Source organism: Pseudidiomarina marina (genome assembly GCF_044807045.1).
In the GTDB taxonomy this organism is placed as follows: Bacteria; Pseudomonadota; Gammaproteobacteria; order Enterobacterales; family Alteromonadaceae; genus Pseudidiomarina; species Pseudidiomarina marina.
The window spans coordinates 1,331,860-1,353,850 of sequence record NZ_CP085233.1 but is presented as its reverse complement, the minus strand read 5'-3'; the positions used below and the strand labels follow the sequence as shown (position 1 = coordinate 1,353,850).

Genomic DNA, 21,991 nt, shown 5'->3' with positions numbered 1-21,991 from the left:
AATCGCAGCAGATGGGGTCAAATTTGACTATTTATTAGGCAGATTGGCGCTTTACAAACTGCGATTTCAACATCATGTCGCCAGCACCATCAACTTTGCAATCGATGTCGTGATCACCTTCAACAAAGCGCTTAATCACCGCTTTTGTACCTACTTTCAATACCAGCGATGAACCTTTCACTTTCAGGTCTTTAATCAGGGTTACTTTGTCGCCTTCAGCGAGTGGCGTACCGTTCGCGTCTTTTACCTGAATGGCGTCATCTTCAACAACCTCATTCGGGTTCCACTCATGACCACACTCTGGGCAAATTAGTAGCGCTTGGTCTTCATACACATAGCTTGAATCACATTTTGGGCAATTAGGAAGGCTCATGGTTTCACTTCTTATTTAACTTAAGCGGTTAACAGTGGCGTGATCATAGCGCTTCAACGGCAGAAATAGAATGGTTCAACCTGAATTCAGCTGTCACGCCATGTTGCCATGCACTCCCCTGTCGAGAATGGAAACTTAATTGAACTCAACTAGACTTAGATACACAAAGTATATGAAAGCTAAATTTACTCCCTCGAGTTAAGGAGGCGTTATGCGACTCGATGCGATATTACGAGACCCATCAGCGGTTTATGACAAACCTGATGACATTCTGAGTGACAGTAACCTCAATGATGATGAAAAGCTTGAAGTGTTGGAGCAATGGGAATTCGACGCTCGCGAATTGCAGGTGGCGGCCGATGAGAATATGCCAGGCCAACAAGAAGCGCCCTTGGATGAAATTCTTGCCGCAAAGAAAAAACTGAAAAGTCGTCAGTAAATTAATGTCCGTTTGCACAGCAAAGGTTGCAAGCCTCTTTCGATAACTGTATAAATGCACAGTATATTAAAATATCCAAGAGGATGAATCATGGCTGTAGTAACCCAATACGTTGTTGTGCGAAACGGAGAGGAAAAAATGACGTTTAACAGTAAAGCTGAAGCCGACGCCTACGACAAAATGTTGGACATGGTGGACGAGCTTCGCCCTCTGCTTGAACGTAGCGAAACCATCACCGATGAAAAAACCATAGAAGACTTGGCGTTCTTCCTTGCCCGCGAACGCGACCAAGTATTGATTGCCCTTGGCGCAAAGAAGCCAGCGAAGAAAGCAGCGCCGAAACCTGCACCAGCAGTAAGCAAAGTCGCATAGCTTTCAACTGCATCACAACAAGAAAACAAAAACGCCGCTCAATGAGCGGCGTTTTATTTGGCTTTGGTGGAGCTGGCGGGAGTTGAACCCATTATTTATCCTTTCAAAACATCTAATTAAATTTAATTGGTTGAATATGAAATAACGGAAGAACTACTCCATTTATGCCTGCTTTGGACAGTAGACCATAAGTTTGCTCTCGCAAAAATGGATATACAATTAAAGGCGCATTACGCTCTGCAAATGTTTCAACATGTTGTTTTGGAAATTTTTCTTCGTCAACTTTGAAAAAACCCGCAATATCGACTCTCATAGCCACTATATTATCTTCAGACTCAATGATTTCCCCATTATCATCAATACCAATTTCCGCTGAAGCCATAACTATAAAAGTCTTAGTTTCCTCGTTATACTTTGAATGACTATGTGAAAATGTAAAATTCTTAATATCTACTTCAACATTTTCGGTAACAGGTCTTAGTAGATCGACATGCAGCCTACGAACTTTCACATCTATCAGCTGAATAGGATGTATTTTGGGCTTATTTGAATCTACTTGTTCTTGTTGTTGCTCCATTTCAAGTCCTTATGCAGCTATTTGGCTGGTATTCAAACCAAAAAAACAGGGGTATATCCCCCCCTGTTCAGAACTACTTACAACCATTTCTTCCGACCTTTTTGTAATCGGCTCAAAGACCATTACTTGCTCGTATTCTTTGTCGACTAAAATTGTTTCAATCTGGTAATGTGACTCTTTTGAGAATAGCTGATGATAGAACCCAAATAAGTCACACTCATGTTGAAAAGCTTCAGTAAAAACCTTGTTTCGAGTATTATTCAGCCGATGCAATAGCTCTTCCTTAGACAAAAGCTTAACTTTGTCCACCACACTATCTAAAATTTGTGATAAGTCTTTATTATCAGCCATGATACACCTCTCTTCCTAAGTCAAATTCTCAGCAACTTAAACATTTTGGGGATACTCAAAACTCATCTCACCAATACATTCAGAGCTTTTTACAATCAATGCAACTGGATTTCCCAATAATTGAAATCTAGCAGTTCGTTTCAATTTACTATTAATTAATGGTATAGATGCTCTAATAATTTCTAGTTGACACTGGTTGTTTTCTTCATACATATCAATAAATAAGTCATATCTTTGGCACAAATTTTCGCCGCTTGGAGATTCCTCATTCAAGGTTTCTTCTACCGACTCAAGAAAATGTATAAATTTTCCCTTCACTTCCTTAGTTTCAAAATCTAAGTACCTTTCAATTTTTGCCTTCAAATCTGCTTTTATCACTGCGCACGAAGGATCTGGCTTATCTCTAAACTTATCCTTATTGCAGCAATGACGCCACCATTCGATAGCTAATTTCCGAGCAAACTCTGAGTTTTTGTATGACTCCCAAAAATAGTGTCCAGTTCCACGATATTGACTATCACCATTTTCACTTAACACGAAGCCTTCTTGTTCTATACTAACCGCATTACTAACACAGGTTCCGTGCAGTCCGACTGCTTCCATGTACATTATACGCGTGCCTTTCTATTTTAGACTAGTGTTAGCTTTAATAAAGCGATATAGGTAACTTATTGATGCAAATTTGTTAATTTATACTCTCAAATTTTTTAACAATGTCAACCCTACTATCAAACTATAGAATCCATCTGCCGTAAACTTTTCTTATCATGCCCCAGTCTTTATGACCTAATTGCCGAGCAACCCACATAGGATTTCCGCCATTAGATAGCATGGTTGAAGCATAAGTATGCCGACACGCATAAGGTTTTAAGTATCTGACTTTAGACTGTTTTAAGGCGGGTTGCCAATAACGTTCGCGGGGTACGCCATCGTACTTCCAACGTTTGCCAGTTTTGGGATCAAGAAATACATAACCGATGCGGTGAGCTAATCGCTTCAAAACAGCCAATGCGTTCTCATGCAATTCGTGTGTTCGGTTACTGCCAGCGGTTTTCGTACCAGCTTTACGCCCTTTCACGATTGATTCACGAATGAAAATCACGCCTCGTTTAAGATCAACGTTATCCCAACGCAGGCCGATTTGTTCACCTGTTCTTAAGCCTGTCCAAAATGCGAACTCGTAAAAGTCACGAGCATAGCCCTCTGGCAGTGCTGCCAATATTCGTTCACGTTCGTCGGCATTGAATGGTTGAACCTCTTCACGCTCCGTTTTCATACGCTTAACGCTTTTCATCGGATTACGCTCAATAATGTCGTCATACACCAAATAATCGAACGCTTGGCTTAATAAGCTATGCACTTCATTGGCGGTTTTGGGGTTTAACCTAGTCTTGCGTTGCCATTCACGAAAATGGGATGGTTTGAAGTCGCATACGCGAAGCTGACCGAAGTTTGGCAAAATGTGGTTATCCATCCGACCGCTATTAGCCTTTAATGTACTATGCGCCCAATTCTTATGGCTTTGCTTGAACCATTGTTCACACATTTCAGCAACCGTGAGTAATGCCGCTTTATTGCTGGAAAGCTCAAACGCTAGCTTACTTTCGGGGAACTCTTCTGCGTAATCAAATTCACCAAAGTCGATTTTCATCTGAACACGATCACGCTTTTGCTTCACAAGCTTGATATTTTCAAGGGTTGGTTCAACGCGAACGGTTTCACGGCAACGTCTACCGTTGAATAGAAATTCCATGCGAATGGAATGTTTGCCAACGCTGATGCCTGGATAAGTAGAGGCTTTCATTTTCTAACCTCTTTCTACCCAGCGTTCGTATTCAACGACGTTGATGAAATACCGACGACCACGCTTGGTGAAATGCTTGGAGATCATCCAGCGACCACTGCGAATCAGTGCATATACAGATTTTCGGGTGAAGCCTGTCTGTTCACAGAATTTATCAAGCTTGACCCATTTTATGGGGCTATTGTTCATTTGAAACACCATGCAACTCGTGGCTATACGCGATAGCCGAACAAAATCACGTGCAATAAGATTCAGGATCGAACGCACGTCGCGAGTGAGGCGGCACTGTTTGTTTCTAAATGATTGGCAATATATCGATAAAGGAGTTTTTTTTCGTGGTAACTGGGGGCTTAAAAGTTTATTCGTTACTCGACAGACATTTAAGGCCATCGGAACTACTGTTGCATGGTGCCCCATACTTTTTTCGTTTCTTCCAAAATGTATATGAGTCTGTAATCTATTTAACTCTGCCAGCCTCAAAGAAAACATAATTCAGGTTTCCTATTGTGTCAACATTTTGTTAACTCTCAATCACGAACTGACTTATCAGCTCTGATTTGGTGTATTGGCTAACGGACGATTGAAACTTAATAATCAATTCAACTTCATCATTCATATCGAGTAAGCCCACCACCACACCAATTTCGCCGATGCTCGGATTGGTTGAGGTTCTTGGATATACGGCACAGTGAATCAGCGATACCGCTTCTTCATGGGAGAAAATCGTCGTTTGCGGATCAATTGGGTTAGTCATTCATTTTCCTTTCATCGTTAACCGTACAGTTATTTACACAAGTCCAAGGCCACTTCATCGATTCACCCGACCTGCGGTCGGCTGAACCGCTTCAGCGGCTCAGTTTAAAATCCAATTGGCTTCATTTATTGGATTAAAAAGTGTCATTTGACATTTTTTTATGTCATTTGATTTGTTTTTTTAATTAAAACCATCAAATGAAACCTCTCATGAATAAGATTTCATTCGTTTCGCTACGTCCATATTGGTTGCAGACAGGGGGAAACCTCTTGCTTAGCAAGCTGCTCTCTCGATATATGGGTTAGTGCAGCATAGGCGCCTCGGTTGTTGGTGGCTCGGGCTGCGGCATGCCATACCATCTGCGGAAGCGTGTCAGCACCAACTGCATGGAGTGACGTATTCCAACGATGCGCGGACGACGTTGTTCGCCATATTGGTTAACATTAGCTAATTCATGATCATCTTGATTCGCTGATGCGCTTGTATACATCGGGTGAACGTCAATTCTCTCCTTGTCACCGACCCCGCCCATCAATAGGCAAAATGCTGCCCAATTTGATGAGTCAGCCGCCAAGCGTAACTTTTCTAGTGTCTTGTCTTTTACTGGGTTATTGAGCCGACGTAGTTCACGCCAAACGGTGACATTCGGCCCACCTATTTGAGCAAACTTTCGTATCCCGTGAGCTGATGCCCAAGCGCGGGTGCGCCTCGCGGCCGAGCGTCCGCCAGCGTCGCACTCCGCTTCGCCTTTTATGCCGTTGATGTTCTTCGCAATGTATTTCGCGAGATAACCCGCTGCTGAACCTTTGCTCGGGTCAATATCGACGAAATTCACACGATATTTTCGAGCGCCCTTTTCATTTGGGCTCTCTTTCAGCGCGTAGTGCTTCACAATTCGTTTTAGCTGTTTGAGCTTGTCAGGCGCGATAAACAGTAAGATGTGCCAGTGTGGTGTGCCATCATGGTTCGGCTCTGCAACGCGCATCCCGTAAGGCGAAATATCGGCTCGCGCGAATTTCGCTCTTATCAGTTGCCAGACGTGGTTCAAATAGTCGTTGGCCTCTTTCGGTGACGTTCCATCGAAATTCGGGTTCGGCTTGCCTGTTGCTTTCAATATAGGATGCATGCGTGACGGTGTACTAATCGTGACCATAACTGCGGCATGATTGAAATGTTGAGCGACTTCTTCAAAGCCACGAACGCGCACCATCCATTCAGCAAAAAGAATGTCAGGGTTTGAAATGGTGTGTTTACTAATCTCGGCAAGGCTTACCTGTTCGCCATTTTCGCAAACAAGCATGCTACGACTCAAAAACTCTTCACTTTTAAGTTGTGACTCTTCAAAACGAGCCAATGTTTTGTCACCACAATAAATGCCCCGATGTGCATTCACCAAGTGCAACAAGCGTTCAAGCTCGGCAATAGCTTCATTGGTTTTGGCGCGAATGCGACGTTTCCAAAACGCTTGGTCACTTAAGCGTTTCAAGATGGCTTCGTCGTCGAACTTCAATTCTCCCAGCTGGTATTTGTTGAATAGCTTTTTACACAGACGCAACGCCATGTCTTTGGGGTACTCACTGCGAATTCTGCGGCATGAAATAGCTTTTTGATTAGCAAATCGGCTATGGCTGTCGGGTTCAGCGAGGTTCAAATCTTCAATTTGTAAGTAGTCTTGAATGTTACGCAGTAGCAGCGCAGCTTGGGCTACATCGTAGTTTTCATGGTCGCGCAAAACACGGTTTAGCAGGGTGTTAGGTACTGAAAAGTTGGCGTCAGGCGTACATAAAGGGGGTGTTTTTTGGCTATTTCGGGGGTATTCAAGGGTACTCGCGCGAACTTGCTCGACTTGCTTAAACAGGCGCAAAGCCTTGTTATTGCTAGGAAAGATAGAGCCAGCACAGTTTGTACTGGCTCTGGTATTGGTGGAGCTGGCGGGAGTTGAACCCGCGTCCGTAATACCTACATCCTCGGTCCTACATGCTTAGTCAGTCTTTTAGTTAATCACCAAGTCGCCGACAGACAGGCTACTTAAGGTGACGATCCCGATTAGTTTTAACGCTTTGGCTACGGGCGAAGCCTCCACGCGAGTCTGCTTTGGGGTGAACCGACTGATCCTAGTCTCACAGACAAAGCGCTAGGGGTCGGACTCAGCGGGTTATTAAGCCGCTAAAGCGTAGTTGTCGTCGTTTGCAACTATTAAGTTGAGGCTTTTTACGAGGCCAGCCTCACCTCGGCATGCACCTTGGGTTTCGTGTATTCCGTCGAATCCAAATCAGCCCCAAGTACTGTTTCAGTCTACACCTATATGGTGGCGCTGTCAGCTATTTCAAGTGCTGACAGCGCAAATAAACACCTTTACTGCCATTCAACCAATAGGTCGACACCTGAATAGGCTTGATAACCTTGCAAGCTGATGTACCAGCGGCCACTGCCCGGATTATCAATCGCACAGGTTTCGTTGTTACCTGAACGATACGGACGACAATCGTAGCTCGACGTCGTTGGCTGTGAACCTTGGCGAACATACAAATCAGCATCGCCGGTACCGCCAGACATGGTCACGTTCAAGCTCGTCATGCCTGCTGGCAAATCAACATAGTAATGAGTCCACGAGCCTGTTGCGCCTGATAAGTCGGTTGCCGAAGCTGAACCGCCCTCGCCGCCACCACTGCTTGGCTCGGTGAACGAACCAGTCAGGTTCACGCCAGAGAAGCTTGAATACGCGCGTACCATCACATGGTAAGTACCCGCTTGTACATTAGAAATAGTACAAGTTTCGGTGTTACCAGTGCGGTATGGACGACAATCGTAAGTTGATGTGGTCGGTTGTGCGCCAAAACGTACATACAAGTCCGCATCACCCGAGCCACCGTTTATGTTGAAGCTCAAATCGGTAGCACCAGCCGGTACATCAAGCGTGTAATAAAGCTCTGTACCTGTACTTGCAGACAGATTCGATTGCGTCACACCGTTGGTTAGTTCACCTTCTGCTGGTGGTTCTTGATCACCTCCGCCTGAACCATCACAGCCGTTAGCGTCGAGGTAATCAATGGCGTCTTTCGCTTGTACTAAACCGTAACCGAACTTGACATCACGTCCCGCAGAGCCGAGATCTTCAGCTGAATCATTCAACGCATCACGAATTTGCGCAGCACTGCAGGTTGGATGATGTGACCAAACTAACGCAGCGACACCGGCAACATGTGGTGAAGCCATTGAGGTACCACTCATATTGCCGTAATTTCCTTGGCTACCCGTCCCTTCTGGATAGGTAGAAAGTACGTTAACGCCCGGCGCAGCAATTTCAACTTGGCTATTCTTTTGTGAAAACGAAGCCAATGCTTTATTGCTATCAACAGCAGCAACTGACATAACAGCGTTATACGATGCAGGATAGGACATCGCATCAGTTGAACTGTATGCAGAGCCGTCGTTACCTGCAGCTGCAATCAATAACACGCCTTGATTAAATAAGTTTTGCATGGCGTTCGCTTCGGTTTGGCTTGAGCCACCGCCACCTAAACTCATGTTCACCACATCAGAGCCGTTGTCGGCACAGGTTTCAATGGCTGCTACTAATGATGATGAATAGCCCCAACCGCTGGCATTAAATACCTTCACAATGTGCATGTTCGGGTTACTGCCAATTACGCCACGTACGCCTAAACCGTTATTTAACGCAGCAATGGTACCGGCAACATGAGTGCCGTGCGGACCACCTTCGTCATACCAGTTTCCCGTGCCGCTATTGTTGGTACCGTTAATGGTATCAAAACGCGTCCCCATATCTTCGTGAGGTAAATCTAAACCTGAGTCAATCACACAGATTTTTTTACCGCCTGCAGCGGCTGAAGCAACGCTGTCGTCAACAAGGTTTGCTTGCACCATATTAATGCCGTATGGCACTGTTTGCGCCATAAAACGACGCTTTTGGTCAACCTCAATGAACTCAACGTTCGGGTTTTTCTCGAAGCGTTTCATATCCTTCGCTGACATTTCAGCGGCAATAGCAAGGTTGTGGCGCATGCTCACTTTGACCTTACCACCGGCTTTCTCAACCATGCTTTTAGCGCGTGCTAAAGCAAGTTCCGAGCGACCACGATTACCAGCGCGCTCAACCGCTTTACTGTTTTCTTTGAACTTAATGATATAACGCTGAGCTTGATCCGACTCGGCAGTCTGTACGACTTGAAGAGGCTGTGCATTTGCGTGTTCTGGAGGCTGCGCGTAGGCAGCGGAAATAGATACTGCCAAAGCTGACAGCGCAATGATGTTTGTTTTTTTCATGCTGTATTATCTCTTTTTATTGTTGTCATTGGCTTATTGCAAGCCAGTGATACACAGCAGCGGCGGGATACGGCATTCGGCTGCAAGAAACTGGTGAGTAAAAATTCACCAGATGTTCAAAGTAGCAGACTGTTTGCCGTTACCGAATAGTAACAAAGTTAAGAGAACGTAAATGAAGTCAGTGACTTACCTTTATAGTGATTGAAGAACCACAGCAGCCTTTTGCTTACGTTTACCAAAACCAAAGGCTCGTCGAAACGTTGCTAAAGGTATTGGCAGATACTGACGTTCTGCCGGAGATTGCCACGGGAAACTATCTTGATCAGGATCGTTTATATACACATAGTGTTCATCTGCTGCACAAATTAGTACCCAGTGAGGCGCCTTACTTTCGTCAAAAACATAAGTACTAATGAGTGCAATCACAAGTTTACCTTGGTGCAGATCATGTAGCAGCTGACTCAGTGTGTAATCACCGACAATAATTGGCACGCCTGCGCGCTTGAGTGCCGCGATATCAGATTCTTGAATGCGAGCCATAATCTGTTTCTTATCAGCACTTCGCACAGAATCAAGTAACAATGGGCCAGCTTCGCTCACGTGTAGTTCCACCGACAAGCCACGCTTAAGTGCAGCTCTTGCAAGCCCATGCGGACCACAACCACCGTGCCCTGAGGTCATGAATATGGTGGTTGCTTCGCGCCAAATCTCAAGCTCTTCGTGATGCGGATCGGGGCTCGCAATGTCGAAATATGCCATCGCCATTAGCAAACTGGCTGGTCCGCATGTAAATTCCGTGGTTTGCGTGCGATAGGGCACTAAGCGCTGATTCCCGTTATCAAGCGCATTCGTTTCAAAGCGCGGTAATAACTTTTGTAGCACCAATGCGTCGCTATCGTCCTCATAATACTCTGGACGAATTTCCATATCGTAGTAACCGGCATGATGATACATCTTCAACGCCGCAGTATTGTCCGTTTTCACCTCAAGGCGCATAAACAGACAATAACGCGCATCCGCATTTTCTTCTGCGGCATCCAGCAATAAACGCCCAACGCCGCGACGACGAAATTCAGGATGTACAGCTAATGAATAGAGACGCGCTAGCTCAGTCGCCTGCCGATACAGAACAATGTAGTAACCAACCACACGACCTTGCCACTTTGCCACTTTGAAGTCGCCAATGTTTTGGTCGATAAAACGCCGAAAACTGCGACGACTAATACGGTCAGTAACAAAGCTTAAATTCTCAATTTGCTCTAAAGCGTCGATATCTTCACGATTCGCTGGAACAAGTTGAAGTTGATTAATATTGAATTGCATACAACAGCCTAAGCGTGCGGGCACGCGCTACGATGAGAGCGTTTATTATACGCTGAAAGTTGAACGAAAAAACAACTATCTGCAAGCAATCCGCTATCGCGCAGACGCTTCGAAAGTGCTAAACTAGCGCGCAAATTTTTTGCCCGAGCTGAGGACCCACCCGTGAGCACTGAAAAACCATCTTTAAGTTACAAAGACGCTGGCGTTGATATCGATGCAGGTAATGCTTTAGTTGAACGTATTAAAGGCGTAACTAAACGCACCAAACGCCCAGAAGTGATGGGTAGCATTGGTGGCTTCGGTGCGCTCTGCGAATTACCAACCAAGTACAAGCAACCGGTTTTGGTTTCAGGAACAGACGGCGTGGGCACGAAGCTGCGCTTAGCCATTGATTTGAAAAAGCATGACACGGTCGGTATCGATTTGGTGGCCATGTGTGTGAACGATTTGATTGTTCAAGGTGCTGAGCCGCTATTCTTCCTCGACTATTATGCAACAGGCAAACTTGACGTTGATGTTGCCGCTGACGTGGTTACCGGTATTGGCGAAGGCTGTGTGCAAGCGGGCTGTGCACTCATTGGCGGTGAAACCGCTGAAATGCCGGGCATGTATGAACACGGCGATTATGATATTGCTGGCTTCTGTGTTGGTGTTGTAGAAAAAGAGCAAATCATTGATGGCAGTAAGGTTGCTCCGGGTGATGCATTGATCGCCCTCGCCTCGTCAGGCCCACATTCAAATGGCTATTCGCTTATTCGCAAGATTTTAGAAGTTAGTGAAACTGACGCAGCAACAGAAATGCTTGATGGTAAGCCGCTTGCCGAGCATTTAATGGCGCCGACAAAAATATACGTGAAATCAGTGCTCGCTTTATTAGAAAAGCATGAGGTACATGCAATTTCTCATATTACCGGCGGTGGCTTCTGGGAAAATATTCCGCGCGTATTACCTGAGTCTGCGAAAGCCGTTATCGATGATAGCAGCTGGGAATGGCCGCTCGTATTTAACTGGTTACAGCACAATGGTAACGTGACCACCAAAGAAATGTACCGTACGTTCAACTGTGGTGTCGGCCTGATTATGGCTGTGCCGCAAGGCCAAGCAGAGCAAGCTGTTAGCTTACTGCGAGAACATGGCGAAGATGCTTGGATCATTGGTCAAGTTGCAGCGCGCACTGCCAACGAAGCGCAAGTTGAAATTCATTCATGAAGCGCATTGTTGTCTTAATTAGCGGTTCTGGCACCAACATGCAGGCCATTGTTGAGGCCTGCAATGCTGGTCGCATAGCCGGTGAAGTTGTTGCTGTGATTAGTAATAAAGCCGGCGTCGGTGGTCTTGAAAAAGCCCAGGCGGCTGGTATCGAAACGGCCGTACTGTCGCATAAAGACTACCCAACTCGAGAAGCTTACGACGCTGACTTACAGCAACTTATTGATGGTTATCAACCCGATTTGGTGGTGTTGGCTGGTTTCATGCGCATTTTAACGCCAGAGTTTACGCGCCATTTTCATGGTCGTATGTTGAACATTCATCCATCGTTGTTACCAAAGTATAAAGGTATTAATACCCATCAGCGCGCACTTGATGCGGGTGATACCGAACATGGTGTTAGCGTTCATTTCGTGACCGAAGAGCTAGACGGTGGGCCGGTTATTTTGCAAGCTACGGTACCTATTTTCCCAGAAGATACCGCAAGTGATTTGCAACAACGCGTGCATACTCAAGAGCATGCTATTTATCCGTTAGTGGTGAACTGGTTCTGTACTGACCGCCTGCGTTTAACGGCAGGCGGTGCTGAACTCGATGGCGAAGTACTGGGCTCTGCTGGTTACGCGGCAGAATAAATCATCTAGTTAATAGCTTTCAGTTGTAGGGTGGCGACTTCATCGCCATCCTCACGTTGCTGCATTTTTACCAATACGAAGTCTAATTCAGGGGCGAACCAGTAGTCGGTTTCACGACGGGAATTTTCGCGAATTCGAGCAACTTTAATTGCTTTCACTTCCCCGTATGGTAGTTGCAACGTTTCTTCGCCAACGCGACGAAACACTAAGTCATCCGCCTGCCCTTTTTCATCAAGTACTGCATACTGATATTCGTCACGCTGACTTTGCACATCAAGTCGCAACTGTTCGATGCTCGCCGCCTCATCCATACGATAAACACTCGCATCTATGTCAGTAGTCTGCTTGCTCTCATTGTTCACGATAACGTGTTGATCATGATCAAATGAACCACTAAAGCCTTTGTTGCGTCCTGTTCCTGAGCGTTTGTAAGTAAATTCGTACGAAGTAACTTGGCCATCTTCAAGGCTGAATTCAGACCAAAAGCGACGACGGTCAGATAAAAATAACAATGAAATTTCGGTTTCTGTGTATAAATTGAAACGTCCATTTTCGTACTTTAATGTACGCACCGCTTCGCCATAATTGCTACCGCCACGCGTGACTTCATAGCGTGTTTCATAGGGCGTTAACTCGGTCAAAGCAAAAACCGCAGTTGAAGCTGTCAACGCAATCATTGCTGCTAAACCTTGGACTAATTTCATACACCTTCCTAACTCATTGTTTCTCAATAAAACGTTTTAACTATAGCTTAAGACATAAACATTGAAAGAAAGTTTAATTATCACCTGCGCTTACGCTTTTATGCTTGAAAAAAGTGATCAAACAGACTACCCTCAACGTACAAATTACTGGTCAGACCTCTAGTAGAACAACGGAGTTAAAAACATGAGCATTGCCTTATGGGTTATCGCTACCCTGCTTGTATTGGGTGGCTTTTTGTATTACCGCAGTTCATTGCTCGTTACGAGCATTGGCCTTGTCGGCATGTTTGCCATTGGTAGTTGGTTCGACATTGTCGGCCCAGTACTGTGGGTATTATTGGCTTTAGTGTTAGTACCATTGAATGTGACCCCGTTCCGTCGTGGCGTCATGTCAAAAGGTATTCTTGGTGCTTATCGCAAAGTCATGCCAGAAATTTCTGAAACTGAAAAAGACGCGATTGATGCGGGCACCACGTGGTGGGAAGGCGAGCTCTTCCGCGGCGCGCCAGCATGGAAAAAGCTTCACAGTATTCAAAAAGCTGAGTTAAGCGCTGAAGAACAAGCATTCTTAGACGGCCCGTGTGAAGAAATCTGCAAAATGATGAACGATTGGGAAGCAACTCACGAGCTTGCCGATATGCCAGAACACGTTTGGCAATATCTGAAAGATCATAAGTTCTTCGCAATGATCATCAAGAAAGAATACGGTGGCCTCGAGTTCTCTGCTTACGCACAATCACGTGTGTTACAAAAGTTAGCTGGTGTTAGCACCATTTTGGCATCAACTGTTGGCGTACCAAACTCATTAGGTCCTGGCGAATTATTGCAACATTATGGTACGAAAGAGCAAAAAGATTACTACTTGCCGCGCTTAGCCAACGGCCAAGAAATTCCTTGCTTTGCATTAACCAGCCCAGAAGCCGGTTCTGATGCAGGCTCTATTCCTGACACCGGTGTGGTTTGTAAAGGTGAATGGGAAGGCAAAGAAATTGTCGGTATTCGCTTAAACTTCAACAAGCGCTATATCACCCTCGCGCCAGTCGCTACAGTTCTCGGCTTGGCATTTAAGCTCTCTGACCCAGATAAATTGTTGGGCGACAAAGAAGAGCTTGGCATTACTGCCGCGTTGATTCCGCATGATACGAAAGGTGTTGAAACGGGTCGCCGTCACTTCCCGCTGAACGTACCGTTCCAAAACGGTCCAGTGCGCGGTAAAGACGTGTTCGTGCCACTGGATTACATTATTGGTGGCCCGGAAATGGCCGGTAAAGGCTGGCGTATGCTGGTTGAGTGTTTGTCGGTAGGTCGTGCTATTACCTTGCCTTCAAACAGTGCGGGTGGCGTGAAATCGATTGCGCTTGCTACGGGTGCGTACTCATACATCCGTCGTCAGTTCCGTTTACCTGTCGGTAAAATGGAAGGTGTGCAAGAAGCATTAGCTCGCATCGGCGGCAACGCTTATTTGATGGACGCAGTAACAACTTTCTCAACCAAAGGAATTGATTTGGGTGAGAAGCCATCTGTTATTTCTGCCATTGCCAAATACCACATGACTGAGAAATTACGTGCCTGTATGGATGACGCCATGGATATCCATGGTGGTAAAGGTATCTGCTTAGGTCCAAATAACTATTTAGGCCGTGGCTACCAAGGTGTACCGGTTGCTATCACGGTTGAAGGTGCCAACATTCTTACCCGTAACTTGATGATTTACGGTCAAGGTGCAATTCGTTGTCATCCTTATGTATTGGAAGAAATGTTGGCATCAGCTGAAACCAACGCTGAAGGCTTGAAGCGTTTCGATAAAGCGATTTGGGGCCATATTGGTTTCGGTATGAGCAACTTTGTTCGCTCGTTGGTATTAGGTTTAGGCTTCTGGCGTTTCACTAGCTCGCCTTTCAGCGACAGCACGGCGACTTATTACAAGCAAATGAACCGCTTTAGTGCCAACCTAGCGTTGCTTTCAGACGTTGCAATGGGTGTATTAGGCGGTTCATTGAAGCGTAAACAGCGTATTTCTGCGCGTTTGGGTGACATGTTGAGCTACCTGTTTATTGCTTCAGCCACACTAAAACGCTTCGAAGACGAAGGCCGTCAAAAAGACGACTTGCCGCTAATGCATTGGGCGTTGCAAGACACCTTGTATAAATTACAAGAAAGCCAGTTAGCCTTGTTGGATAACTTTGGTTTGGTTGGTAAAACCATGAAAGCCATCATGTATCCATTTGGGCGCATCGCGAAGCGTCCTTCGGATAAGTTGGACAGCAAAGTCGCCAAAATCTTGTTATTACCAAACGCAAGTCGTGAACGCCTAGGAAAAGGTCAGTTCTTATCACCTGAAGGTCAATTTGGTTACTTAGAACAAACCCTGCGTGACATCATCGCTGCTGAGCCGCTGTTTGACCGCGTGCGTAAAGCAGCTAATGATCGTCGTATGCCGTTTATGTTCTTAGATCAAGTGGCCCAAAAAGGCAAAGAGCTTGGCGTTCTAAGTGATGAAGAAGTTGAATTGTTGCGTCGCGCTGAGCAAGGTCGTTTGCGCGTCATCAATGTGGATGATTTTGCACACGAAGACTTAATTGCTGGCAAACATGCGCGCGAAGTCGCGTTAGCATCAGCTAAAAAGCAAGATAACGCGGCATAACAACTGCTTATCCTGAATCAAAGGCCAATCCTCGCGATTGGCCTTTTTTATGTGTACAATTCGGCCCTTATTACAATAAAACGACTCGAAATACAGGAGCTGGAATTGCATGACGCAAGCCTCACAACCCACTGAAAAGCGCGGCGCTTTTACGCGTTTCCTCGACACCGTCGAATGGCTCGGTAACCTTCTGCCTCACCCGATTACCCTATTTGCTTTATTCGCAATTGGTATTGTAATCATTAGCGGCATCGCTAGCTATTTTGGCGTAAGTGCTCTTGATCCTCGCCCCGGTGGCGAAATGATTGAGGTGGTTAGCCTAGTCAATGCCGAAGGCTTGCAACGCATTGTGACTGGTTTAGTGACGAACTTTACTGGATTCACACCACTTGGAACCGTTTTGGTCGCGTTGCTTGGTGTCGGTATTGCTGAGCGTTCTGGCTTATTATCCGCCGCTATGCGCGGTCTTGTAATGAATGCGCATCCTCGGGTGGTTACTGTTGCTGTGGTATTTGCTGGCGTTATATCGAATACCGCAGCCGAACTCGGTTACGTCGTATTAGTGCCTTTAGCTGCCATGATTTTCCATTCTCTTGGTCGTCATCCGCTCGCCGGGTTAGCTGCGGCATTTTCTGGTGTTTCAGCAGGCTACAGTGCAAATTTGCTTATTGGTACCGTTGATCCACTGTTAGCGGGTATTACCACCAAGGCAGCCAACTTAATTGACCCTGAGTATTATGTAGGGCCAGAAGCGAACTGGATGTTCATGTTCGTTTCAACCTTCATGATTGCCATTATGGGTACCTTTGTAACGGAGAAAATCGTTGAGCCAAAACTTGGCAAATATGATCCGAAAGAGGCCACAATTAACCTATCTGAACAAAAAATAGAGTCGCTCACCAAGCTTGAGAAGAAAGGCCTAATCGGTGCTGGTTTGAGCTTCTTAGCGTTAGGTATTTTGTTAGCAATTACCATTGTTCCTGAGTGGGGTATTTTACGAAACCCAGAGACCGGTGAAGTAGCAGGTTCCCCATTCCTTAAAGGCATTGTAGCCTTCATTTTTATTACCTTTGCTATTCCAGGTTTTGTCTATGGTCGCATCACTAATGTCATGCGCACTGACCGTGACGTTATCGATGCTATGTCTGAAAGCATGAGCACCATGGGTATGTATATTGTATTGGTGTTTTTTGCCGCTCAATTCGTTGCGTTTTTCGGGTGGACCAATTTAGGCAGTATTTTTGCAATTAAAGGCGCGACCTTCCTGCAAGATGTCGGATTAACAGGTCCATCGGTATTTATTCTGTTTATTCTAATGTGCGCCTTCGTCAACCTAATGCTTGGCTCAGCTTCTGCACAGTGGGCGATTACCGCACCAATTTTTGTACCAATGCTGATGCTGATTGGCTATGCACCTGAAGTTATCCAAGCCGCCTACCGTATCGGTGACTCTGTTACCAACATCATCACCCCAATGATGAGTTATTTCGGCTTAATCCTTGCTGTTGCGGTGCGATATAAGAAAGATACGGGTATTGGCACAATGATTGCGATGATGTTGCCGTATACGTTGGTGTTTTTACTTGGTTGGTCGTCGTTGTTCTTTATTTGGGTGTTTGGATTAGATATGCCGGTTGGTTACTGGGGCACCCCAACCTACTACAACCCTTAAAAGTTCTAATACGATATTAGCTATTAGATATTAGATATTAGAAAAGAGAGGCCGCTGGCAAATTGCTCAGCGGCCTTTTAGTTTTTGGCTAATATCTAATATCTAATATCTAATAGCTGATATCGTCGTTGCTCTTCAGCGCAGGAGGCGATAGATGATGAGTGCCGTCAACCCACAACCGCCCATCACAAACACCATCGCCAACTCATGCTGATGCCCCAACACATTTACCAAAGCCGAAATTAATCCCGCAATCAAAAACTGCAGACTACCAGTGACTGCTGAGGCCGAACCTGCCCGCTCTTGCTGCTCAGCAAGCGCGCCAGCCATCGCATTCGGGAACACCATACCCAAGGTACTGACGTAGAGGAATAATGGCACCAGCACGCCAATTAGTCCGAAATTATTCCAGCCCGCAACAATGAGAAGTACTGAAACGACGGCTAACACCGGCAATGATTTGTTGAGGATTTTGCGTGAATCGCGGCGGCGAAGAATCCACGCGTTTAACTGCGCCATACCAATAATGCCAACAGCGTTAGCACCAAATAGCCAACTGTAATGAGTTGGCGACAAACCAAAATGGTCAATAAAAACCAGTGGCGAGGCAGTGATATAGGCAAATAGACCTGATTGCGCTATGCCGCCGCTTAAGGAGTACCGTAAGAAGCTAGGATCACGCAACACGCTCCAATAAATGGGCAGACTTGAGCGAATTCTCACAGCTGTGTTTGGTGCGCGAGTTTCTGGTAAACGAACATGAACTATGGCGAGACACGCCACAGCAAGGCTCGCCACGATGATAAATATGGCTTGCCAGCCCCATACTGCGGTCACATAAGCACCCGCTAAGGGTGCGAGGATTGGCGCGATTCCCATCACTAAAATTAAGAAACTAAATACTTGTGCCGACGCTTGCGGCGTATACAAATCTCGCACCATCGCACGCGCAATCACGAGCCCCGCACAAGAACCTATGGCTTGTAAAAAGCGCAATACGATTAGGCTTTCTAGATTCGGCGCATAGGCACAGGCTATTGATGTGACAACATATAACACAAGACCAAAATACAATGGTGGCTTACGGCCAAACCGATCGGACGCCGTACCGTAAAGGAGCTGACCAATAAATAGCCCAAGAAAAAACGAGGTCAAGGATAATTCAACGCGATTCGATTCAGTGGAAAAGCTTGCGGCTATATCACCAAAAGCAGGCAGATACATATCAATGGATAACGGCCCAAAGGCCGTTAACAAGGCGAGAACGATAACGGTTAGATCAAATCGAGCTTTGTCCGAAACGTTATAGAGTGTCATTACTCGGCCGCTCGATAGCTTTGTGTGCTATGCGAATTCGGCCGTTTTATTGTTTTTGTTTTGCGGGCCCAATCAACAAATGATTGTGCGTAATTAACATACGTATCTGTCGTACGGCCTTGGGCTGACAACTCACCTAATAGCGCCCAGCCATCATTTCCTGCCGATAAGAAACTATTCGTAATCATGGTATACATTCGATCGGCCTGAATAGGTTGCCAACCACTTTCAGTCAACACCTCAAGCGCACTAATCCGTTGACCGTCAGCGGCACGCATATCAACGTCAAAGCGAATATCCGCGCCATGTGGATAAGCACCATCAGAACCACCTGTTGAAATTGCATACGCCAGTGCCTGTTCGAGCACTTGTTTCACTTCACGCCCGGTAATTTGAACTTCAACTAGGGTATTCGCAAATGGCAATAGGCTATACGCATCAGCAACAGTTAACTCACCAGCATTAATTTCACGGCGTACGCCGCCACCATTTTGCAATGCGAAATCAGCTTGCGGCGCACTGGCCAAAAACGCCTCAGCAACCACGCGATGAGCGTCCGACTGGCGACCTACCCCACACTCAACCGATGCTAATGGCCCCATGCGTTTCAGGCAGAGACGCTCGTCAACTTCCGCTATCACTTGCAAAGTGAGTTCATCGAGCTTCGTGCGATATTGGTCTAGCATGGATTCCGCTTCGGCATTTGGCGCGACAGCAGCAAACTGTGGAAGTTTTTGAATAGCTTCAGGTGCGTCTTCCGCAACCAAAAAGTGAGCTTGTCCGCCACAATCTGCAACCTGATCACCGACAAACGTGATAGCCAGTTCGCCAACCACCTGACTGTACTGCCACGCATGCGCAATACACACAGCTTCACCATCAGCATTTGCTACTTGCATTGGATACGGACCGACACTCGGTAAGCCATAGCGACTAAAATCACCCAGTAAGGTATGCGAGTCACCACCAATTATAAAATCAACCGCTGGCAGGCGCTCAGCAAGCTCAAGATCGTTGCGATATTGGATATGTGTCAATAAACCAATCTTCTCGATACCCAAGCCACGAAGCTCATCGACGTAATATTTCGCTGTTTCATATTCATCAGCAAATACCGTCGTTTTATCCGGTTGTGACGAGTTTTTTGTTTTTACAGCGATATCTAAACCGATCACACCAACACGCTCGCCACCCACGTTATAAACGGCATAAGGTTTAAAGCTATCCCATCGCGTTTTGGCAGTAAGGGGCGACACACCAACTTCAGGCTCGACGTTGGCACCTAGCACAACGGTACCGCAGGTACTCATGCCTAAGAAATCCAAAAACCGTTTCAGCCCTGCATCGCCATTATCAAATTCGTGATTTCCCAAGGCGAACGCATCAAAGCAAATCAGATTCATTAAGGCCGCATCTGCGGCGCCATCGAACAGCGTATAAAACAACGTGCCGGTAATCGCATCACCAGCATGCAAAGCTAAAACGTTGTCTTGGCTTGCGCGAATGTCCGCAATTTTCGTCGCCACTCGCGCAAAACCACCGGTTTCAACCCGATAAGTTTCGCCATCAACCGTTAGCGCTGTGCGCTCCATCGGCAATAAATGGGAGTGATGATCGTTTATATGAGCTACGGTCAGTGCAAAGGGCTGTGGCTCTTGGAGTTGAGCACAGCTCGCCAGCATTAGGCTACTTACTAAAACACAAACCCAAGTTCTCATCATCCCCCCCGTCAAAAACAAAACAGCTATTAGCTATTTGATATTAGATATTAGCGACTGCGTTTTTGGCTTTTTCTAATATCCAATATCCATTATCTAATATCGTCGTTGCTGTTACTTCACTAAGCCGATTTCGCGGAGACGCTCCATCAAATAATCATGCGAACTGATTGGCTCAAAACGCTGCGGATTCTCTTCCGAAATACAGCTCTCCAACGGAGTGATCATCACGTCTGGATTAAAGTGCAAGAAAAACGGAATCGAATAACGCGATTTGTGACTATAAGGCGCTGGCGGGTTGACCACGCGATGGGTGGTAGACGGCAACACACCATTGGTAAGGCGCTGCAACATATCGCCAACGTTACAGATAATGGCGCCTTCAATAATGGTGACTGGAATCCAAGAACCATCTTTAGCGAGTACTTCTAAACCTGGTTCGCGCGAACCGACTAATAGCGTCAATACATTAATGTCTTCGTGAGCGCCAGCGCGCACTGAAGGCGTTCCCTCATCGATAATTGGCGGGTAGTGAAGTGGGCGTAAAATCGAGTTGCCTAAGTTCACTTTATCGTTGAAGAAATCGCGTGGCTGCTTTAGGTAAACTGCTAAGGCTTCCAATACGCGCAAACCTAAAGCGTCCAGTGCATCATAAAGTTTGAGGATTTTGGCTTTGAATTCAGGTAATTCTTGTGGCCATACATTCGGTGTGAGTTGTGGGAACGGTGGTTCGCCATCAATTTCACGACCAACATGCCAAAACTCTTTTAAATCAACGTGCTTGGCGTCTTTGGCAATTTCGGTGCCAAATGGCGTATAACCGCGCGCACCGCCGCCACCAGGAATGTGATACTGCTTTTTCACCGCTTCAGGAAGTGCAAATAGCTCGCGGCTAATATCCAACGCATTATCAATCAACTGCTGGTCAATACCATGCTTGGTAAGTGCAACAAAACCATTGGTTTCATAGCCTTCACCTACGTGTTGTGCGAAAGCATCAAAGTCTTGGCCATACAGGCTCATATCAATATGCGGAATGGATTTCATGAAACGTTTTTCCTAGGGAATGAAGATATCAAAATAGGCGTATATGCTAAGGATTTTAGCCTGTCTAAACAAGGGTAAATCTTGCGTAAACCGCCTTTTGCTTACAATCTTAAGTTGTTACCGTACGATGCAGATTCTAGCAAAAAGTGAGGTAAATCACGATGAAATTGCAACACAGTGTTCTGTCTGTCGCATTATTGACCGCCAGTCTTGCGTTGGCAGGCACCGCCAATGCACAAACGCAACAAAATCAAACGCAAAACCGTGGGCATTCTGCATACAACTACGTTGGTGTTGGCGTTGCTGATCACGATGGCGGCGACAGCATTTTCGTTGAAGGGTCTTACGAATTCAAATCACCTTATGTGGTAAGCGGCTATTTCCGTAACTTTGATAACGATGCGGGCAGCAGCAGTGACGCATTAAGTATCAAACTCAGTCGCTATTTTTGGCTGGGTAGCGGCTTAACAGCCGATGTCGGCGCGCGTGTCGGACATGTTGATTTTGGCGCCGTTGATAGTAACTTCTGGGGCGTTGAGGGTAACGTACGTCAACGCATTGACCAATTTGAATTCTATGGCGGCATTGGTTGGATTGATTACACCGATGGCGGCAGTGATAACCAGTACCAATTCGGGGTGAATTACTACATTGATTCAAATCTATCGGTTGGTGTGGGCTATCAAGATAGTGAATATGGTGACGGCGTTCGCTTCCGCGGTAGTTATCACTTTTAATTAAATGCGCTATGCTGTGGCACATTGA

At 46.0% G+C, this 21,991-nt stretch carries 21 protein-coding genes and 1 other RNA gene; 7 read left to right on the top strand and 15 right to left on the bottom strand.

What is annotated here, in order from left to right:
- Window positions 1-34: 34 nt before the first annotated feature.
- Window positions 35-373, bottom strand: a complete 339-nt coding sequence (locus LG272_RS06390; protein WP_404407374.1) for a zinc ribbon domain-containing protein YjdM — start codon at window positions 371-373, stop codon at window positions 35-37.
- 211 nt (window positions 374-584) lie between these two features.
- Between LG272_RS06390 and LG272_RS06385 the strand changes: the two genes are divergently transcribed.
- Both LG272_RS06385 and LG272_RS06380 read left to right on the top strand, forming a co-directional pair.
- Entirely contained in the window at window positions 585-812 is a 228-nt protein-coding gene (locus tag LG272_RS06385) for a hypothetical protein (protein ID WP_404407372.1), read from the top strand.
- 90 nt (window positions 813-902) lie between these two features.
- Window positions 903-1,184 carry a YebG family protein gene (locus LG272_RS06380; protein WP_404407370.1) on the top strand — a complete coding sequence of 94 codons (282 nt, stop codon included), beginning with the start codon at window positions 903-905 and terminating at the stop codon, window positions 1,182-1,184.
- A 112-nt stretch (window positions 1,185-1,296) separates the two neighbouring features.
- Here LG272_RS06380 and LG272_RS06375 read toward each other — a convergent pair whose 3' ends face one another.
- The 10 genes from LG272_RS06375 to rimI all read right to left on the bottom strand — a co-directional run bounded on the left by LG272_RS06375 (window position 1,297) and on the right by rimI (window position 10,280).
- Entirely contained in the window at window positions 1,297-1,761 is a 465-nt protein-coding gene (locus LG272_RS06375; RefSeq protein ID WP_404407368.1) for a hypothetical protein, read from the bottom strand.
- A 9-nt stretch (window positions 1,762-1,770) separates the two neighbouring features.
- Entirely contained in the window at window positions 1,771-2,112 is a 342-nt protein-coding gene (locus tag LG272_RS06370; protein ID WP_404407366.1) for a hypothetical protein, read from the bottom strand.
- A gap of 36 nt (window positions 2,113-2,148) precedes the next feature.
- Window positions 2,149-2,721, bottom strand: coding sequence for a hypothetical protein (locus LG272_RS06365; protein WP_404407364.1), 573 nt, complete (start codon window positions 2,719-2,721; stop codon window positions 2,149-2,151).
- 124 nt (window positions 2,722-2,845) lie between these two features.
- The gene (locus LG272_RS06360; RefSeq protein ID WP_404407362.1) at window positions 2,846-3,916 is read right to left on the bottom strand and encodes a tyrosine-type recombinase/integrase; all 1,071 of its coding nucleotides are present in this window, start codon (window positions 3,914-3,916) and stop codon (window positions 2,846-2,848) included.
- Window positions 3,917-3,919: 3 nt separating this feature from the next.
- Window positions 3,920-4,105, bottom strand: a complete 186-nt coding sequence (locus LG272_RS06355) for a hypothetical protein (protein ID WP_404407360.1) — start codon at window positions 4,103-4,105, stop codon at window positions 3,920-3,922.
- A 331-nt stretch (window positions 4,106-4,436) separates the two neighbouring features.
- The gene (locus tag LG272_RS06350) at window positions 4,437-4,670 is read right to left on the bottom strand and encodes a hypothetical protein (RefSeq protein ID WP_404407358.1); all 234 of its coding nucleotides are present in this window, start codon (window positions 4,668-4,670) and stop codon (window positions 4,437-4,439) included.
- Window positions 4,671-4,971: 301 nt separating this feature from the next.
- The gene (locus tag LG272_RS06345; RefSeq protein WP_404407356.1) at window positions 4,972-6,534 is read right to left on the bottom strand and encodes a replication endonuclease; all 1,563 of its coding nucleotides are present in this window, start codon (window positions 6,532-6,534) and stop codon (window positions 4,972-4,974) included.
- A gap of 56 nt (window positions 6,535-6,590) precedes the next feature.
- Window positions 6,591-6,950: a transfer-messenger RNA gene (ssrA, locus tag LG272_RS06340) on the bottom strand.
- A gap of 75 nt (window positions 6,951-7,025) precedes the next feature.
- Window positions 7,026-8,957: a S8 family serine peptidase gene (locus LG272_RS06335; RefSeq protein WP_404407354.1), complete on the bottom strand. Its 1,932-nt coding sequence runs from the start codon at window positions 8,955-8,957 to the stop codon at window positions 7,026-7,028.
- A gap of 192 nt (window positions 8,958-9,149) precedes the next feature.
- Window positions 9,150-10,280 (bottom strand): ribosomal protein S18-alanine N-acetyltransferase, encoded by a 1,131-nt coding sequence (gene rimI, locus LG272_RS06330; protein ID WP_404407352.1) that lies wholly within the window; start codon window positions 10,278-10,280, stop codon window positions 9,150-9,152.
- Window positions 10,281-10,442: 162 nt separating this feature from the next.
- Here rimI and purM point away from each other — a divergent pair, with 162 nt between their 5' ends.
- Both purM and purN read left to right on the top strand, forming a co-directional pair.
- Window positions 10,443-11,489, top strand: a complete 1,047-nt coding sequence (purM, locus tag LG272_RS06325; protein ID WP_404407350.1) for a phosphoribosylformylglycinamidine cyclo-ligase — start codon at window positions 10,443-10,445, stop codon at window positions 11,487-11,489.
- Window positions 11,486-12,124 carry a phosphoribosylglycinamide formyltransferase gene (gene purN / locus LG272_RS06320; protein WP_404407348.1) on the top strand — a complete coding sequence of 213 codons (639 nt, stop codon included), beginning with the start codon at window positions 11,486-11,488 and terminating at the stop codon, window positions 12,122-12,124. Before purM ends, purN begins: the two co-directional genes overlap by 4 nt.
- Window positions 12,125-12,129: 5 nt before the next feature.
- Here purN and LG272_RS06315 read toward each other — a convergent pair whose 3' ends face one another.
- Window positions 12,130-12,828 carry a DUF3108 domain-containing protein gene (locus tag LG272_RS06315; protein WP_404407346.1) on the bottom strand — a complete coding sequence of 233 codons (699 nt, stop codon included), beginning with the start codon at window positions 12,826-12,828 and terminating at the stop codon, window positions 12,130-12,132.
- Window positions 12,829-13,012: 184 nt separating this feature from the next.
- On the opposite strand from LG272_RS06315, the gene fadE reads away from it, so the two are divergent.
- Together fadE and LG272_RS06305 are read left to right on the top strand one after the other, a co-directional pair.
- Window positions 13,013-15,472, top strand: coding sequence for an acyl-CoA dehydrogenase FadE (fadE, locus tag LG272_RS06310; protein ID WP_126758509.1), 2,460 nt, complete (start codon window positions 13,013-13,015; stop codon window positions 15,470-15,472).
- A gap of 109 nt (window positions 15,473-15,581) precedes the next feature.
- Window positions 15,582-17,144 carry an AbgT family transporter gene (locus LG272_RS06305; RefSeq protein ID WP_126758508.1) on the top strand — a complete coding sequence of 521 codons (1,563 nt, stop codon included), beginning with the start codon at window positions 15,582-15,584 and terminating at the stop codon, window positions 17,142-17,144.
- A 135-nt stretch (window positions 17,145-17,279) separates the two neighbouring features.
- Here LG272_RS06305 and LG272_RS06300 read toward each other — a convergent pair whose 3' ends face one another.
- From LG272_RS06300 to LG272_RS06290, 3 genes are all read right to left on the bottom strand, one after another.
- The gene (locus LG272_RS06300; protein ID WP_126758507.1) at window positions 17,280-18,461 is read right to left on the bottom strand and encodes a multidrug effflux MFS transporter; all 1,182 of its coding nucleotides are present in this window, start codon (window positions 18,459-18,461) and stop codon (window positions 17,280-17,282) included.
- Complete coding sequence (locus LG272_RS06295) at window positions 18,461-20,182, bottom strand: 5'-nucleotidase C-terminal domain-containing protein (RefSeq protein ID WP_404407343.1); 1,722 nt, start codon at window positions 20,180-20,182, stop codon at window positions 18,461-18,463. Before LG272_RS06295 ends, LG272_RS06300 begins: the two co-directional genes overlap by 1 nt.
- 111 nt (window positions 20,183-20,293) lie before the next feature.
- Window positions 20,294-21,226: an isopenicillin N synthase family oxygenase gene (locus tag LG272_RS06290; protein ID WP_126758505.1), complete on the bottom strand. Its 933-nt coding sequence runs from the start codon at window positions 21,224-21,226 to the stop codon at window positions 20,294-20,296.
- Between the two features lie 161 nt (window positions 21,227-21,387).
- Between LG272_RS06290 and LG272_RS06285 the strand changes: the two genes are divergently transcribed.
- Window positions 21,388-21,963 (top strand): hypothetical protein, encoded by a 576-nt coding sequence (locus tag LG272_RS06285; RefSeq protein ID WP_126758504.1) that lies wholly within the window; start codon window positions 21,388-21,390, stop codon window positions 21,961-21,963.
- The last annotated feature ends 28 nt before the right edge of the window (window positions 21,964-21,991 follow it).